General features: G+C 43.2%; 15 protein-coding genes and 1 pseudogene. 2 read left to right on the top strand and 14 right to left on the bottom strand.

All coding sequences use genetic code 11. The features are described from left to right. Nucleotides 1–19: 19 nt before the first annotated feature. On the bottom strand, nucleotides 20–127 hold the full coding sequence (locus tag AC58P7_RS04960) for a DUF4180 domain-containing protein (RefSeq protein ID WP_497340419.1): 108 nt from the start codon (nucleotides 125–127) through the stop codon (nucleotides 20–22). Between the two features lie 93 nt (nucleotides 128–220). Next, a pseudogene (locus AC58P7_RS04955) lies at nucleotides 221–798 on the bottom strand (TetR/AcrR family transcriptional regulator); the annotation flags it as partial. Between the two features lie 247 nt (nucleotides 799–1,045). On the opposite strand from AC58P7_RS04955, the gene AC58P7_RS04950 reads away from it, so the two are divergent. Beyond that, a complete protein-coding gene (locus tag AC58P7_RS04950) occupies nucleotides 1,046–1,996 on the top strand; it encodes a serine hydrolase domain-containing protein (protein WP_497340417.1) in 951 nt (316 codons plus the stop codon). Between the two features lie 64 nt (nucleotides 1,997–2,060). Here the strand turns inward: AC58P7_RS04950 and AC58P7_RS04945 are convergent, their stop codons facing one another. From AC58P7_RS04945 to AC58P7_RS04900, 10 genes are all read right to left on the bottom strand, one after another. Further along, nucleotides 2,061–2,372 carry a hypothetical protein gene (locus tag AC58P7_RS04945; protein ID WP_497340415.1) on the bottom strand — a complete coding sequence of 104 codons (312 nt, stop codon included), beginning with the start codon at nucleotides 2,370–2,372 and terminating at the stop codon, nucleotides 2,061–2,063. Between the two features lie 176 nt (nucleotides 2,373–2,548). Continuing rightward, complete coding sequence (gene speD / locus AC58P7_RS04940) at nucleotides 2,549–3,361, bottom strand: adenosylmethionine decarboxylase (RefSeq protein WP_497340413.1); 813 nt, start codon at nucleotides 3,359–3,361, stop codon at nucleotides 2,549–2,551. A 260-nt stretch (nucleotides 3,362–3,621) separates the two neighbouring features. Beyond that, nucleotides 3,622–4,260 carry a hypothetical protein gene (locus AC58P7_RS04935; RefSeq protein WP_497340411.1) on the bottom strand — a complete coding sequence of 213 codons (639 nt, stop codon included), beginning with the start codon at nucleotides 4,258–4,260 and terminating at the stop codon, nucleotides 3,622–3,624. 5 nt (nucleotides 4,261–4,265) lie between these two features. Continuing rightward, nucleotides 4,266–5,441 (bottom strand): sugar ABC transporter permease, encoded by a 1,176-nt coding sequence (locus AC58P7_RS04930; RefSeq protein ID WP_497340409.1) that lies wholly within the window; start codon nucleotides 5,439–5,441, stop codon nucleotides 4,266–4,268. A gap of 11 nt (nucleotides 5,442–5,452) precedes the next feature. After that, nucleotides 5,453–6,973, bottom strand: a complete 1,521-nt coding sequence (locus tag AC58P7_RS04925) for an ATP-binding cassette domain-containing protein (RefSeq protein ID WP_497340407.1) — start codon at nucleotides 6,971–6,973, stop codon at nucleotides 5,453–5,455. Between the two features lie 93 nt (nucleotides 6,974–7,066). Beyond that, on the bottom strand, nucleotides 7,067–8,164 hold the full coding sequence (locus AC58P7_RS04920) for a sugar ABC transporter substrate-binding protein (protein WP_497340405.1): 1,098 nt from the start codon (nucleotides 8,162–8,164) through the stop codon (nucleotides 7,067–7,069). A 111-nt stretch (nucleotides 8,165–8,275) separates the two neighbouring features. After that, nucleotides 8,276–9,367: a D-xylose ABC transporter substrate-binding protein gene (gene xylF, locus AC58P7_RS04915; protein WP_497340403.1), complete on the bottom strand. Its 1,092-nt coding sequence runs from the start codon at nucleotides 9,365–9,367 to the stop codon at nucleotides 8,276–8,278. Nucleotides 9,368–9,486: 119 nt separating this feature from the next. After that, nucleotides 9,487–11,061 (bottom strand): response regulator, encoded by a 1,575-nt coding sequence (locus AC58P7_RS04910; RefSeq protein ID WP_497340401.1) that lies wholly within the window; start codon nucleotides 11,059–11,061, stop codon nucleotides 9,487–9,489. Beyond that, the gene (locus AC58P7_RS04905; RefSeq protein WP_497340399.1) at nucleotides 11,058–12,497 is read right to left on the bottom strand and encodes a sensor histidine kinase; all 1,440 of its coding nucleotides are present in this window, start codon (nucleotides 12,495–12,497) and stop codon (nucleotides 11,058–11,060) included. Before AC58P7_RS04905 ends, AC58P7_RS04910 begins: the two co-directional genes overlap by 4 nt. Beyond that, nucleotides 12,478–13,476: a substrate-binding domain-containing protein gene (locus AC58P7_RS04900; RefSeq protein ID WP_497340397.1), complete on the bottom strand. Its 999-nt coding sequence runs from the start codon at nucleotides 13,474–13,476 to the stop codon at nucleotides 12,478–12,480. The genes AC58P7_RS04905 and AC58P7_RS04900 overlap by 20 nt, the downstream gene beginning before the upstream one ends. A gap of 223 nt (nucleotides 13,477–13,699) precedes the next feature. Here AC58P7_RS04900 and AC58P7_RS04895 point away from each other — a divergent pair, with 223 nt between their 5' ends. Then, the gene (locus AC58P7_RS04895) at nucleotides 13,700–14,128 is read left to right on the top strand and encodes a VOC family protein (RefSeq protein ID WP_497340395.1); all 429 of its coding nucleotides are present in this window, start codon (nucleotides 13,700–13,702) and stop codon (nucleotides 14,126–14,128) included. 79 nt (nucleotides 14,129–14,207) lie between these two features. On the opposite strand, the gene cls is transcribed toward AC58P7_RS04895, so the two are convergent. Further along, nucleotides 14,208–15,662: a cardiolipin synthase gene (cls, locus tag AC58P7_RS04890; RefSeq protein ID WP_497340393.1), complete on the bottom strand. Its 1,455-nt coding sequence runs from the start codon at nucleotides 15,660–15,662 to the stop codon at nucleotides 14,208–14,210. A 119-nt stretch (nucleotides 15,663–15,781) separates the two neighbouring features. Next, nucleotides 15,782–17,212, bottom strand: a complete 1,431-nt coding sequence (glgA, locus tag AC58P7_RS04885; protein WP_497340391.1) for a glycogen synthase GlgA — start codon at nucleotides 17,210–17,212, stop codon at nucleotides 15,782–15,784. Between the last annotated feature and the right edge of the window lie 11 nt (nucleotides 17,213–17,223).

The following is a 17,223-nucleotide window of genomic DNA, read 5'->3' as shown; positions in this document are numbered from 1 at the left end:
ATCAATAGCTTGTTTTTCATTATATTTCTCCTGCAAACCGTGTTTTTAAATCGAAAAAGTCCTCACTTAATGCCGATCGATTTAAAATTATACAATCACACCCTGCTTCAAATTGTGCAGTTGCCATTAGATCTAAAGCCGACTGGACATCAGTTATCAGAGATTTCACTGCTTTCAACGACGGCAATTTCTACATCGTTCTTTTGGATTGGACTTAATTTCATATTCGTCCTCCATCCGTCGTTTGACCTTTAATTAATCTTCTGACATAATCTTCACAGATATATCGATTTTCCTCATTATTCAATGGAGGGATATTCGCTACTCTAAAGAAGCTTAATCCAACCACCATCGCTAGAAGGCCGTAAGCGGTCTTTTGGAATCTTCGACCCTCATTTGCCCCGACATGTTGCCGTCATCAAAGATCCTCACAATGCCGTGAAGATCTTCCATATAGCTCTTGGATACTACATCTTGTAAATTACGATCCAATACAGCTTTGGAGAAGAACTGAAGAAAAAGCTTGGCTTGATCTTCGTGCGGGATAAACATCCTCTCAATCCCATTAAGTTCCGAAACATTGATCGTCTTTTGCCTATCATCACTATATGGTGGGAGAATGTGCTTCAGCGTGACATCGATCATTCCCTCTGCTGTCATTGTTTTCTGAATTTCTGACTGGATCTTTAAACCATAATGGGCTAAGAACGACTTGAAAGCTTCTATGATCAAGTTATCTTTATTCTTAAAATAATAAGTGACAACGCCTTTTGAACAGTCCGCATACTCAGCAACCTTAATACCTGAGTTTGAAGGATTACCTTTCGTATCCAACACGGCAATCATTTCCAATACATTTCGTCGAATGAAATGATAAAAAGATTACACACTACTTCTGAGGTGGAATCCGTCCGTAATCTAGATCTGTTATTTTACACATAGAGGTGTCCAAGTTTAGTTGTAGTTTATCACATGCAGTACATCATTCAAAAAGTAATTCATCCCACAATCAAAAAAAAGTTGTCGTAAATGGAAGAAGGTTGACATGAAATTTTCAAATTTATCCCCAGCACTAGAACCAGCCAATCTCGTAAGCTGTTTAATCTACCAGCAGGGTCAACTTCAATTTGAACATTATCGAGAGCCACACATGGCGGACACCATTGCTAAAATCAATTCCTGCACCAAAAGCTTCCTTGCTGCACTCTGTTGCATTGCCATGGATCAAGGCTTGTTGCCTGACCCGTTAACACCTGCATCCGTTTTTTTCCCGCAGCTTGCAAATGATCATCAATCAGCCAAGCGCGATATAACGCTGCTTCATCTATTAACGATGACCTCTGGCTTCAATTGGACAGAGTTTGGCGGTCAGAATTCCTTTCCGCATATGACAAGATCGACTAATTGGGTTCAATTCGTGTTAGAGCAATCCTTATCTGATACGCCTGGTGCGAGAATGACTTACAATTCTGGGGGCTCGCAATTATTATCGGCCATTCTCATGGAAGTTACAGGCATGACGGTTGCCCGATATGCCGAGTTATTTCTATTCGGCCCACTTGGCTTTGAATCCTATACGTGGGAACACGACCCACAGGGAATACATACTGGCGGATTTGGACTGTCGCTTCGCCCAATCGATATGCTGAAGTTCGGTCAACTCTACTTACAACAAGGTAAATGGGACAACGATCAGATCATTTCACAAGATCTTGTTGCCCGTTCGACGCAATCTGCTATACATGCAGAAGCACCTCGCCGCGGCAGCTATGGCTGGCACTGGTGGACGGATTCTTACCCCGATGTTACAGATGAAGATTCGTCCTCCAATGTAATTAAGTACTATAATGCTTATGGTTTTGGAGGCCAATGTATTTATATCATCCCTAGTATAGAAACCGTCGTTGTGTTAACCAATGATCAACGAAAAAAGAGCAAGATCCCCCTGAATGTATTCCGTCAGTCCATTGCACCTTATCTAGTTGAGCACCTTTGAAATATACAAAAAAGCTTCCCACACTCGTGGCAAGCTCTGTTCCATCAATGATCTCATTATGTGATTACGTTAAATTAGTAAAGGCTAAGAATCCGCCCAAAGGCACAATCCAGATCAGCGGGATGCCATTCCAAATCAAGGAAGACCTGTAACGTCGACGGGAAAAGGATACCCATCCCCCAATTAAAGCTGCGAGAAGTCCAACCGGATAAAGCAAAATGGCGATAAAAAAGAGCCACGTTGTCACATCTGTGACCGCATCAGGACTGTCAAACAACATGACCGACATCCCCGCGATAAACAGCCAAACAAGAACAAAAATGACGTACACCATCTGCGACAATATTAATGTCCACAACATTTTTTTACGATTCATGATACCCCCGATCCCAACTAAGAATTATGTATGATAAATGCAACTCACCAAACAGCTTTATTTTATCACATCTATGAGTACGATTTCGTCTATTTTCGACAAAAAATACCTGGAACAAAAAAGGGCTCTGGAGCAGATTCCCACTGCGTCCAAACCCTTTTACCTTTCAGCAAAACTCAAGTAAATATCATATTTTTCCCATAAAAAATCTCATCCATTTCCCACTTGACACTTTTCTCAATTTCGAGCTGCTCTTCCTTGCTGAGCGTATCCTTCGTATAGCCGAACAAATAATTGTTCAAATCAAACTCCCGAAGCTTGCATTTCGTATGAAAAATGTTCTCCTGATACACATTCACGTCAATCATCTGATATAAGTCTTGGATCTCCATCGGAATATAATTTTGAATAGAGCTGATCTCATGATCGATAAACAGCTTATGCCCGCTGATATCACGTGTGAACCCTCTGACTCTGTAATCCATCGTCAAAATGTCGTTATCGAAGGAGCGGATCAGAAAGTTCAACGCTTTAAGCGGTGATATTTCACCACACGTAGAAACATCAATATCGGCCCGGAAGGTGCTAATGCCTTCGTCTGGGTGATATTCCGGATACGTATGCACAGTGATGTGACTTGTATTCAGATGCATGACGACCGCATCTGGAAGCGGCCCAGGGGATTCCTCGAACGATTCGTTCGGTTCCTGCTCGATCGGTCCTTCCGATACCAGCATGGTAACGCTTGCTCCCTGTGGCACATAGTCCTGTTTTGCGATATTCAGCACATGCGCGCCGATAATATCGGCAACGGTTTTCAATAGAGCAGTCAATCGCTCCGCATTGTATTGCTTGTCTATATAAGCGATATAGGCTTCACGCTCTTCTCTCGTTTTGGTGAAGCAAATATCATACATGTTAAAGCTTAGTGATTTGGTCAAATTATTAAAGCCATGCAGGGTAACCATCTGCTCTGAAGTTAGTTTCAAAAGTCTATTCCCCCTAAGTGTCATGCCTTAAACAGCTAATCTTAGGATGGTATGTAGGTGGCGATTTTATCCATATACGAATCATTAATCCTTCACTGATCATGTTCTCAAATCTTGCCAAGGCATCGCTAACTCACGCCAACAGGCAGGTACGCGGCTGGAATCCTTCACATACAAACTTTATCTGCGATGAGTACCTCTTTAATTTCAGATGGTTTGGTAGGTACCAGGCGACATCGAAATGTGCAATCGTTGGCAAATTATTCATTCTGACGCTGAATCGCTTTCGGATTATTTTGTACATAGTCGTTGTACGTTCCCCGCCAAAAGGCTTCATCTAACTCCTCGAAGGATAATTGTAAACTCATCGATTTACCGATCTGAATGGCATGATAGCGATACGCATTGAAAAAATTTCGTTCAACGCTCGTGTACGCAATCCCTATTTTCTTTAGTGATTGCTTAGCTAATCCCATCCCGACAATCATTGATAAGCAAGCAGCCATACATCTGGTAAGCAAATACACTAGTATACCTTGCCAACCTGTTAGCATATAGCCTACGACTACTGAAATAATCGTTGGCAGGAAGAAGACATATATCTGTTTGAAAGCTGCCCCTAGTTGCACGAAAGGAAATAAGATAAGGCCACTTGAGTTGAAAATGATCCCGGCAACCATGGCTATCAACGTATATACGCCTATGCTTTGAGGGCTTAACTGAAGGACAAAGCCAAACAATCCAGTTACAAACCCTAACGCAGAGGACATTAAACTAATGTCTTCTGTCGTTTTCAGAATTTGCTTTGGCCTAATGTCCGGATATAATCTCGCCATAAGACCAAAGCTTGTTGGCACATCAAGCCTTATGATAAGTCCTTGAGGTGTGTGAATGGCCATAGCAACTATGCTCTCTTCTTACGTGTTACAACATCGAAAATAACCGCAATCGCCAAGACAGCACCACGAATCATATACTGGTAGGAAATTCCAATACCCATAAGATTCATCCCGCTTGATAAGGAAGCCATAACAATCGCTCCAATGATGGAGCCCGTTACTTTACCAACACCACCTGCAGCCGAAACACCGCCAACATAGGCCGCGGCAATCGCATCAAGCTCGAACAGAGTACCTGCAGTCGTTGTTGCAGATTGCAAACGAGCCGTAAAGAGGATTCCGGAAAGCGCTGACAGCATGCCCATCGAACCAAACACGATGTAAGTGATCTTTTTTACACTAATCCCGCTCAAATTCGCTGCTTCTGGATTGCTTCCAACGGCATAAATATGTCTGCCTAACACCGTTGAGGTGGTCAATAAGTGGTACACAGCAACAACGATCATAACAACGATGACGGTCCAGGAAAAGCCGTTATATCCAGCAAGAATCCACGTAATATACGCAATGATAGCCGAAACGAAAATGACTTTCACCGTAAAAAGGTTGGCAGATACCACTTCAAAATTGTATTTCAGCTTGTTATTTCGTTTGGAAAATTCACTGTAAATATAAAGAACGATTAAGACAGCGCCTAAAATCAAGGAGAGTAGATTTAGTCCACCAACCTTCGTTATGGCAGGGATAAAGCCGTTCCCGATGGCATTGAAATGCTCATCTTTGATAATAATCGTACCTGTTTTCTCTGTTACACGCAGAAGAGCTCCTCTGAAAATCAACATGCCTGCAAGAGAAGCGACAAAGGATGGAATCCCAAATTGTGCGACCAACAAGCCATTGAATAATCCGACGATAATGCCGAGCACCAAAATAATAGGAATTGTGATATAGAAAGGAACTCCTGCTTGTGAAAGGAGAACCGCAGCAATTGCACCCAGGAACCCTGCCGCGAATCCAACGGACAAATCAATATGCCGGATCACAATGACAAGGGTCATCCCCACGGCTAGAACTGCAATATACCCTGTTGCATCAATTAGATTACTTATATTTCGCGATGACATAAACAATCCATCTGTCATAATGGAGAACGTCAGCATGATGATAAATAGGGCAATATACATCCCATATTCTCGAATATTCACTTTAATTAGCGATTTCGCTTCACTGTAAAATTGCACTGGACTTCCTCCTATTGCGTCGCAAGCTTCATAATCATTTCTTGATCAGCTTCCTCGATGGAAAGCTCGCCCTTTATGTTCCCTTCGGCCATGACATAGACCCGATCACTCATACCCAACACTTCACTGAGCTCCGATGAGATCATAATGATGCTCATCCCTTCGCTGATCAGTTTGTTCATAATCGTATAAATTTCATATTTGGCGCCCACATCAATGCCGCGTGAAGGTTCATCCAAGATCAATAAGCTCGGATTCACAAATAACCACTTACCGAGTGAAACCTTCTGTTGATTACCACCGCTTAAATTACCAACGATTTGCTCAACGGAAGGCGCTTTAATATTTAAAGACTGTTTATAATGGTTGGAAATCTTCACTTCTTCGTTATGATTAATGACGCCGTTATCAGAGATCTCATCTAGATTGGCCACAGCAATGTTCTGCTTAATATCTTGAATGAGGAACAAACCGTCCCCTTTTCGATCCTCCGTCACATAGGCAATGCCTGCCTTGATGGCATCCTTCGGATGGTTAAACGTTTTTTTTACACCGTCCATCAGGAGATCACCGCGAAGCTTGTAAGATTTGGGATTTCCAAAAATACTTTGCGCCAGCTCCGTTCGCCCCGAACCCATTAAACCAGCAATACCAACGATTTCCCCTTTTTTAATATGCAAATTAATGTCTTTCACGACTTCCCGGCCTAACTGAGGATCGTACGCTGTCCAGTTTCGGACTTCGAGGATGTTCGTTCCGAACGATTTCGTCGTTCGTTTTGGGTAAATATCGTCGATTTCGCGACCAACCATGTTTTTAATAATGACACTTTCCGAAATTTCACCTTTGGCAGCGTCCAATGTACAAATCGTCCGACCGTCTCGTAACACAGTGATATGATCGGCAATCGCAGTCACTTCTTTGAGCTTATGCGAAATCATAATGCTCGTAATGCCTTGCTTTTTCAGCTCACGCAGCAAATCTAGTAAGTTCTCGCTTTCTTTCTCATTGAGCGCAGCCGTCGGTTCATCGAGAATGAGCAGCTTTACATCCTTGCTTAATGCTTTCGCAATTTCGACGAGTTGTTGCTTCCCAACACCCAAATCCTTAACAAGAACTTCCGGGTTCACATCCAGCTTCACTTTATGAAGCATTTCTTTCGCTTGCCGGATCGTTTGATTCCAATCGACCATCATGCCTTTTTTCACTTCATTGCCTGCATAAATGTTCTCATATACCGTGAGGTCCGGAAAGAGCGCTAACTCTTGATAAATAATCGCAATCCCTGTCTTCACACTGTCACTGATTTTCGAGAACTGCTGAACTTTACCTTCAAAAACGATATCTCCCGAGTATGTTCCGTGTGGATAAACACCGCTTAGCACCTTCATCAAGGTCGATTTTCCAGCGCCATTCTCACCAACCAAACAATGAATTTCGCCCGTATTTACTTTAAAATTAACATTCGCAAGTGCCTTCACGCCCGTGAATTCCTTGGAAATATTGTTCATTTCTAACATGTATTTGCTCATCATCAAGCGCTCCTTAACCTAACGACTCTTGGAATAGCGGAATAGTGATAGACGTATCTATCACTATTCCGTCCAAGCTATGTTTGATTACACTTATAAACCTTTGAAATCAGCTGCTTGGTAGTAAGCGGAATCAACGAGAGCGGATTTCACGTTCGCTTTATCAACTACGATAACGTTCGTTTGTTTCGCTTTAACGTCGATTTTGCCATTGTTGTACGAACCCGTTGTTTCAGGTGTTTTGCCATCAAGGATAGCTACGGCCATACCCATTGCATCTTTCACAAGTGTACGCACATCTTTGAACACTGTCATGGATTGTTTACCATCAATGACGTATTGGATCGAAGCTTTCTCAGCATCTTGACCAGTAACCAGGAACTTAGTAACAGCTTTATCCGATCCAAATACATCCGCGATTGAGCGAGCTGTTCCATCATTTGGAGCCAGAATCGCAACATCGCCTTTCATGTCTGCTGCAGCAGCTGTCAAATGTGTTTGAGCTTTGTTCTTCGCTTCGTTTGCATCCCAGTTCGTTGTTACTTGACCGATAATTTTGCTCATTTGCTCACGTGTTAGCTTTGAAGTTCCTTTCAAAGCAACAGCTTCACTGGAGTTCGCAATTTTGAATGTGCCATCCGCAATTTTCGGTTGAAGCACTTGCCAAGCTCCTTCGAAGAACAAGAAGGCATTATTGTCAGATGCAGCACCTGCATACAGGTACAATGGTTGACCTTTTTTAGCTTTATCAACGAGGTATTGTGCTTGTGCTTTACCAACAGCAATGCTGTCGAAAGTCACATAGTAGTTAACAGCATCTGTTTTCGTAATCAAACGGTCATAGGAAATGACTTGGATACCGGCTTTTTTAGCTGACTCTACAGCAGCAGCTGCAGCATCACCGTCTTGCGGACAAATAATCAATACTTTGATTCCTTTTGCAATCAACGCGTCAACGTTTTCTTTTTCTTTCGCAGATGATCCTTGGCTGAATAAGATCTCCGTTGTATATTTCGAACCTTTCAATGCATCTTTAAACCGTTGCTCATCTTGAACCCATCTTGGCTCGTCTTTCGTAGGCAGTACAATCCCAACACTTACTTTTGAGCTGGAGTTCCCACATGCTGCAACCATCACAGCTAGAAACATAACAACTAACATCAGAGAAATCGCTTTCACACTTCGTTTCATTCGTATACCCCTCTCAATTGTTTTGGCTGTTCGCCAACTACAAACTGAGTATATCACCGGGATTTTCCAATGTAACCGCTTTATATTAGCACTTTTTTTAACAATGCTATACTATTTTGTCATTTGCCCCTGACTCACATTTTTATAAACCTCTTCTCGCATATGAAAACCATCTGCAATAATCGTGGCATCCATATTCGATTTATCGACGGCGATCGGATCAAGTAGAATGGACGGAACATCAATTTTCTTATTGTTTACTTGTTTATCCGCATGGACATTTTCGCCCTTTGCCATTTTCACAGCAAGCTCAGCTGCCGTTTCAGCAAGCTTCTTGATCGGCTTGTAGACCGTCATGGTTTGTGTACCTTCGACAATTCGCTGTGCGGCCGCAAGCTCCGCATCTTGTCCGGAAACAGGGATCAACCCCGCCATCTTCTGGGCCGCTAATGCTTGAATGACTCCACCTGCTGTCGCATCATTGGCAGCAACAACCGCATCAATCTTGTTGTGATTCGCTATCAAAGCCCGCTCCATGTTCGCCAAAGCATTAGCAGGCTTCCACTCTTTCGTTGCTTGATCAAACACAATGTTGATGTCACCTTTCTCGACGAGAGGCTTCAGAATGTTCATTTGACCTTTTTTAAACATGTGCGCATTATTATCCGTATCTGCGCCTTCAATTAACACATAATTCCCCTTTGGAGCCTGCTTGACGATGGCTTTGGCTTGCAGTTCGCCAGCTTTCTCATTATCAAAAGAGATATATAAATCAACATCCGAGTTGACGATTAAACGGTCATAAGAGATGACTTTAATGCCTGATTTGTGCGCTTTTTCCACTATCGCTGCTGAAACCTCTGCGTTGTGCGGCACAACGACAAGAACGTCTACGCCGCGCGAAATCAAGTTTTCCGCTTGGGCAAGCTGCAAAGCGTCGTCGCCATTCGCGGCTTGTACCTCGATGCGGGCGCCCAGCTTTTCTACAGCTGCTTTGAATAAATCGCGATCCTTTTGCCAACGTTCTTCGAGCAAGGTATCAATCGATAAACCTACGACCACTTTCTTGTCCATTTCCACGATCCGATTGGGGCTTGGCTTACTATCGATCTGCGGACTAGCTTTATCCGTTGGCGTAGTGTCCGCTCCGATGAACGAACATGCCGATAACAATACAGCCATAATGGCTGCTATCCCAAGCATTTCGCTCCGCTTTATGACATTTTCCAGCGCAAACCCCTCCTTAAAGTTTTCGTCAGAAAACTGGCTTCGTAAGCATCATCTTAAAGTTTTCGTCTGAAAACTGACTTCGTAAGCTTCACTTAGCTCTGCTTTTTGTTTGCTGGTCGAATCAGCATTTTCCGATAATCCGTCGGCGAATGACCCACTAGCTTTTTAAACACTCTGCTGAAATAATTCGGATCATTATAGCCGACTTCAAACGTGATTTCTTTTAAACTTTTGTCTGTTTCTTGCATCAATTGTTTGGCCGTTTCTATACGATATTCTGTGAGAAAATCAATATAGTTCATGCCGAAATGCTCCTTGAAGAGTTTGCTGACATAAAAAGGGTTCCGATCAACCGTGGCAGCAATCCGTTCCAAAGACAAATCTTCATGCGCGTGCTTCTGAATGTATAGCTTCATCATTTGGAGTAAATCTGTTTCAACGACATCGCCAACCTGAACTAAATTATGAATCAATAAGCGAGATTCTGCCTTTAGCTGCATATAACTTGTCGTTGGATAGGGAAAGTACGGGGTTTGAACCTCTACACCCATTTCTTGCAGCATTCTCGTGACAATGATCAAGACTTCAAAAATTCTCTGCTGCCCCATTCCAACCCCTTGACCAACAGCTTCAAATACATCAATCATTTTGGCAATCTGATCCCCTGCCGACTCGAGGTTACCCCGTCTAACCTCTTCAATTACGTTTTTCTCCATCTCCATCGTTCGGCCGCCAATAGCCTGGATGTCATCTTGGGATAAATTTTCATATAAATTGTAGCGAAAAGGTAAAGTTATATCCATGGATGCGAGTAACGCTTCATGATAAGATCTACGCATCTCCCTTACATCTTTACATACGCCACCAATTCCTATAAAAAGGCGACTGTCGTGCTTTACGCCCAACACATGTAGCAATTTCTTAGCGACACTAATGGCCTGCGCACGATATGAGAATTCGCCTTCCATAAATATAATAAGGGGGACTTGATTGCCGGACATTTTACCAAGCCAGATCGGCATTGGAAGGTCATGAATCAGCTGATTTAATTGCGAATACATCTCTTCGATTTCCAGTTGTTGTTCCATTTCCTCCAAAGCATGGGAGAATTGCAATGTCATCACGAAGCCAGTTCGCCCGGTTGGAAGTCCTATTAATTCAATCATTTCGCTAAGAGAAGCGGATTGCACATAATCAAATAACAACTGCTCCACGATATCGGCTTCCACCAGCGGTGTCATCTTCTGTAGCCTGACTTGATCTATGCTTCGAAGGGCCAGTTCTTGTTGCACAAGCTTAATCTCATTGGCTACTCGGCCAATCGTCTCAAGAACAACGGAAATTCGGCTTGGTTTCAGCATATAGTCGTACACGCCAAGTTTGATCGCCTGTTGGGCAAATTCAAACGTATCAAACGCAGTAACGACGATGAACTTTATTGCCGAGTTGGACTCCTTAATCTTCTCAATAGCCTGTAGGCCATTAATGCCCGGCATTTTGATATCCATCGTAATGAGGTCGGGTTGAAGACGGGCTGCTGCTTCAATTGCTTCCCTGCCATTTGAAGCTTGGCCTATGACTTCTACCTCTGGAGAACCCTCTTCAATCATTTTTTGCAACGCAATCCGCTCAATTGGTTCATCATCTACAATCAACAATCGGATCATACCATTTGCCCCCTTGGCAGCTTCAATGTAATACACGTGCCAGCTCCTAGATGGGATTCGATCTCTATCATCTCTTCAACCCCATAAAACAGCTGCAGTCGATGAATCACATTCCATATCCCTATTCCCGTGGAATGCCCTTTATAGATTGAATTTTCCGTATGTGATAATAGCCTATTCAACTGCTCTTCATCCATGCCTTGCCCTGTATCCTCCACTTGTACAATGACATGATGCTCTTCCTGCTTCACTCGAATCGTTAAAGTCCCGCCCTCTTCAGCAGGTTCAATCGCATAAATAAACGCATTTTCTGCAAGCGGTTGCAAGATCAGGATAGGAATCTCAATTTCCAGTGCGCCCTCATCAATTTCTCTTACAACATGCAAACGATCGCCGAATCGTGCTTTTTGAATCGTTAAATATTCCTCAAGCACCTCGAGCTCATCCTTTAGTGACACTCGGCTATCCAACTTACGGAGATTATATCTAAGCATACCGGCGACAGAGCTAATTAATTCGCTTGTTTTGCCCGCACCTGCCAAATACGCCTCTTTAGACAGCATATTTAATGTATTAAATAGAAAATGGGGATTGATCTGGCTTTGTAAACTCTTCAATTCACTTTCTTTCAACATAAGCTTATGGCGATGAAGATCGTATTCCAATTGCGCTTTACTCTGAATATCATCGATAAAATGACCAATTTTCACGCGCATACTGTCTAACGTTTTGGCCAAAAAGGATATTTCATCGTTATTGCCCATCTCTATAGGATTTTTGAAGTTCCCTCGTGACAATTCACGTGCAGACAGTGTTAACTTCAATAAAGGCTGCGTGACACTATTGACAAATCGATAGGAAAACAGCAAGAGCAGCAAGGAAACCAGCGCCAGCGTCCATAAGCCCATTTTTTTAATATTTTCACTTCGCTTAATAATTTTCCTATAGAAGGCATCATAGGTGTTCTGCTCGCCGCTAATTAAGGTTAGGGTCGCCTCTGAAATATATTTGGAAATGTTGGATGCCTCGTCAAACTGTTTGGCGGCATTCTCTTCATCATTATCCTTTTGAAAACGAACGGCTAAATCCATCGCTTCCGACTGGCTTTCCAGCATATTCTGCAGATTATCGAGCAGCATGCTGTTACTCAAATTTCGTAACCAGTCCATTTCTGACTTTGTTCGCAGCAAACTGCTGTTATCCGAGATATATTGATTCAAGCTTTCTAGCGTTGGTGACATGCGGTATTTATTCAGGGTTGTTAAGGATTGTTGACTTAATTGCGAGGCTTGGTTCATTTGCATATAACGCTGCAGAATCTCGTTATACTTTTCAACCGTTCTTTGATTATAAATGCTCATGGAGAGCCAAATAATCGCCATAATTACCCAGATCAAAATAGACAGCATCATCATTTTACTTCGAATGGTTTTCAAGGGCTTTCTCCTCTTCTCCAGATGAAGTCACCACACTAATTGGCGTGAAGTAGCTGTTCTCGAGTGGCAGTTGTGCAGCATCTAACCAACGTTTCATCAAATTTACACTTAAAATGCCCATTTCTTCATAATGCTGCGAAAGCCCAGCTTGTACCTGACCGTTTTTGATCAACATAACAGTTTGCGGGGAATCATCAAAAATGAAGATCGGATATTCTTTGGTCCGCGAGCGCGAATGCGCAGCTTGAACGATGCTCTCACCAGAGTCCGTCGATAATCCAAGAAAGGCACTCACATTCGGATTGTGATTCAAAATATCGTTCGTTTGCATTTTTGGCTGTGACATTTCCGGATCGTTAGTAGCGACAACGAGTTTAATACCCGCGTATTTCTTAAATACTTCGCTCAAACCTTTTAACCGTAAATCATCCGTCGTCGGAGACGACAAATTCTGAATAACTCCAACGATACCTTGACCTTTCAGCTGCGTCGCGATGTACTCGCCCATAATAATTCCTTCTTGATAATGGTCGGAACCAATATAAGATTTACGCAAGCTGCTCGGCGCATCGGAATTAATCGTAATGATCGGTATCCCTTTCTCTGTGGCCTTCTTCACCATGAGATCGAAATCCGGATGATCCACACCCTCCACGATGATTCCACTCGCTTTGGAAGCGATTGCAATATCGATCTGCTTGATCAATCCTTCCAAGTTCGAACGATATACGCCCCAGAAATCGATTTTGATGTTATGCTCTTCTGCAGCCTTGCGCGCCCCTTTTTGAATCTCATTCATCATGAAGCTGCCCTGCTCCTGTGAAATGATCACTATACGCTCTGAATGCTCATGAACCATTGGTTCAGCAGCGCTCGACATGCCCAAATCGCTCTGATAAATCTTGAGCATATAGTATAAAGAAAATGACAGCGTAACAAAACTGCTGACAATAATAGCGAATAATATCAATTTTTTCATACGGTCACCCACAGATTCTTCCAATTTCCAGTAATTCTATCATGATTTCGGTTATTCGAATAGAATCAAAATAAAAACGCGCCAAAAAACCTGCATAGATTCGTGGCGACGCTAGGACGAATCTCTTGCTAGACTTATTCGAGTAAGATCAGTTGGATTTTCCGCATGCCCAATGGTAGAATATAGGGGATTGTCCCAATTTCACAATAAGAGGAGAATGGCTATGTCAGTTGATGCTTATTTAAATTTCCAAGGAAACACCCGCGAGGTTGTGAACTTCTATGCAGAAGTATTTAACCTGCCAACTCCAAAAATCATTTCATTTGGCGATATGCCAGCACACCCTGATTACCCTCTTCCAGAAGAAGCTAAAAATGGTGTTATGCATGCTCGATTAAAGATTAGCGGCAGCAATGTCATGTTCTCAGACACATTCCCTGGTATGCCATACATCGCAGGTAACAACATCAGTCTTTCGCTAGTCAGCGATAACCTGGAAGAAATCCAAAATGCCTTCCACAAGCTGAAAGAAGGAGGCCAAATCGGGATGGAACTTCAAGCGACTGACTGGAGCAAATGCTATGGTCAACTCGTGGACAAGTTCGGCATCCACTGGCAGTTTAACCTTGAAGATGGCGACGGCACTTACTAATCCGTAGTATGTGATTTTCCAAATAAAAAGGATTTCGAGCTCGCTTTTTCAAGTGAGGTTTCGAAATCCTTTTTTTCATTTATAGAATCGGTGAAATCAATTTCGAAATCGACTCCAGAAACCGGATACGCAGCGATCGTTTCTCATATTCCTCCAGCGTCAACTCCATACATCCCTCCATGTCCTTCCAAAAGGTATTCTCCAGCTTCGTTGCCGTCTCCTCATGAAACATCAGCGCATTCGTTTCGAAATTAAGCCGCAAGCTGCGAATATCGAAATTCGCTGTGCCCACAGATGCCACTTTTCCGTCTACAATAATCGTTTTGGCATGAAGGAAACCGTAATCATACAAATAGCATTTCACACCCGCTCGCAACAGCTCACCTACGTAGTATAGCGATGCCCAGTGCACGAATAAATGATCGGCTTTCTCCGGTATCATAATCCGGACATCAATCCCCGAAAGAGCAGCGATCCGCAGAGCATTCAACATACTTTCTTCCGGAATAAAATAAGGTGTTTGCAGCAATATGCGACTTTTGGCCATATAAATCAACTTAAGGAACGTATGTACAAAATGCGGCCAAGTCTCATTCGGCCCACTAGCTACGATTTGCATTGGCACTTGACCTTTCGGGGCATTTTCCAATATCAGTGGGAAATGCCGATGATCCACCTCAATCTGCGACGTAGATGCCAAATTCCAATCGAGAATAAACCGGGACTGTAAAGCACGTACTACAGTACCTGTCAACCTAAGATGCGTATCGCGCCAATAGCCAAACCTCGGGTTCAAGCCCAGGTATTCATTACCTATATTAAATCCGCCAATATACCCGATTTGACCGTCAATAATCGCAAGTTTGCGATGATTACGATAGTTTACACGGTAATTCAGGAAGGGGATCCTCGAAGGAAAGAAAGCGGCTTTTTGCCCGCCTGCCTGCTGGAAATCTCTGAAAAATGAATCCTTCAACGTACGGGAACCGATATCGTCATACAAGAAGCGGACTGTCACCCCTTGCTCAGCTTTTCGCGTGAGCACCTCCATAATTCGCTGACCCAGCGAATCATTTTTCACAATATAATATTGCAAATGAATATGGTACTTCGCGGCCTCTATTTTGCTTATCAAATCGTTAAATTTCTCCACACCATCTGTGAAGATATGAACGTCATTATCCTGCGACAGAAATGAATCATTCGTTGCGACATTCAAGTAGATTAAATATCGGTAATCGCCCAGCATCGGATCTTGATAGGGAAAACTCCCATCCATCAACTGCTGACGCTGCTCGGTAATCACAGTCTGCATACGTTCTAGCATACGCTTATTCCATTTATACAGTTTTCTGCGACTCAAATTTTGACCCAACATCACGTAGAGTAGAAAGCCCAGAATAGGAATGAACAACAGCACCATTAACCAAGACCATGTTGCTGCCACATTACGACGCTCTAAGAACACCACGGTGAGCGCCAGTAAAATATTTACGACGAACACCACGGTCAATACATGCGATAGCCAATCCACGCCCACGACCCACCACTCCAAACCTCTAATAAATCTGCTGATCCTATTATACCTGAATTTTATAAATTACGAAAAAAACCTCCTCATTCTTTCGAATCAGGAGGCCATCTTCCTTACCTTTATGTGGTCATTTCATTGTAAATGACGATATATTGTTGAGCCGATTTCCGCCAACTAAAGTCGCCTTTTTTCATATTTTGTTGAATCTTCATCCAACTGTCACGATCATTCTTATAAAAGAACACCGCACGCCTAATGCTGTGCAGCATATCGTGAGCGTTATAATGTGTGAAGGAAAAGCCCGTGCCTTCCCCTGTAAACTCATTATACGGCTGTACCGTATCCTTTAATCCACCGGTTTCCCGCACGATTGGGACGGAACGATAGCGAAGTGCAATCAATTGCCCAATCCCACATGGCTCGAATTGCGATGGCATTAAGAAGAGATCTGATGCTGCATAGAACTGATGAGCTAACGCTTCATCGAAGTAAATATGCGCTGTTACTTTCGTAGGATGTGTGCGTGCAGCATCTCTAAACATTTGCTCATAAACAGGCTCACCCGTCCCAAGAACAACAAGCTGAATGTTCAGTGCTAGGATTTCACGAAGCACGTGCTGGATCAAATCTAATCCCTTTTGCTGTACAAGACGAGTCACAAGTACGATCATCGGGATATCGCCATCCACAGGAAGCCCTAGACGCTCCTGAAGAGCCAGTTTGTTCTGCGCCTTCTTCGGTAAAGAATCCCGGTAGTTCACAACCAGATTCTTGTCCGTCATGGGGTCGAATACGTCGTAATCAATCCCATTCACAATACCGGTTAATTGGTCTTTGCGGTGGCGCAGCAGGCTGTCCAAAAATTCACCGTAATACGGCGTTTGAATTTCCTCTGCATACGTCTGGCTTACCGTCGTAATTTGATCCGAATACAGGAGTCCGCCTTTCAAGAAACTCGCGCCCCCGTGAAGCTCTAGCGCAGTACCTGAGAAGTGATCGTCCGACAAACCGAATAAATCTTTGAACACCTGTTGGCCGAAAACACCTTGGTATTTCAAGTTATGAACTGTCGTCATGGTCTTAATCCCGCTAAAGAAAGGTAAATGCTGATAATGAGCCTTCAACAGAACAGGAATCATGCCTGCTTGCCAATCATGACAATGAATGACATCCGGTTGGAAATCTAGGTAAGGCAGCGACTCGATCACACCGCGACAGAAGAAGCCAAATCGCTCCGCCTCATCCCCATACCCATAAATACCAGGCCGCTTGTAGTAAAACTCATTATCTACGAAATAGAAGGTAACCCCTTCATACACCAACATATCAATCCCAATATATTGCTTGCGCCAGCCCAACTGCACATCAAATGCCGTCACATGCGTCATCTCGTCCCTAAACTTAGCCGGGATACCACCGTATTTTGGCAAAATAACACGAACATCAAGTCCCTGACGCGTCAGCTCCTTGGGCAAGGAGCCGATCACATCCGCTAATCCGCCAGTCTTTATAAAAGGCACGGCCTCCGAAGCCGCGAACAGTATTTTCATCTTGCCACTCC

This window comes from Paenibacillus sp. J22FR5 (genome assembly GCF_059691975.1).
Note: the sequence above shows the minus strand (reverse complement) of the source record. Positions and strands in the feature narration are given on the sequence as shown.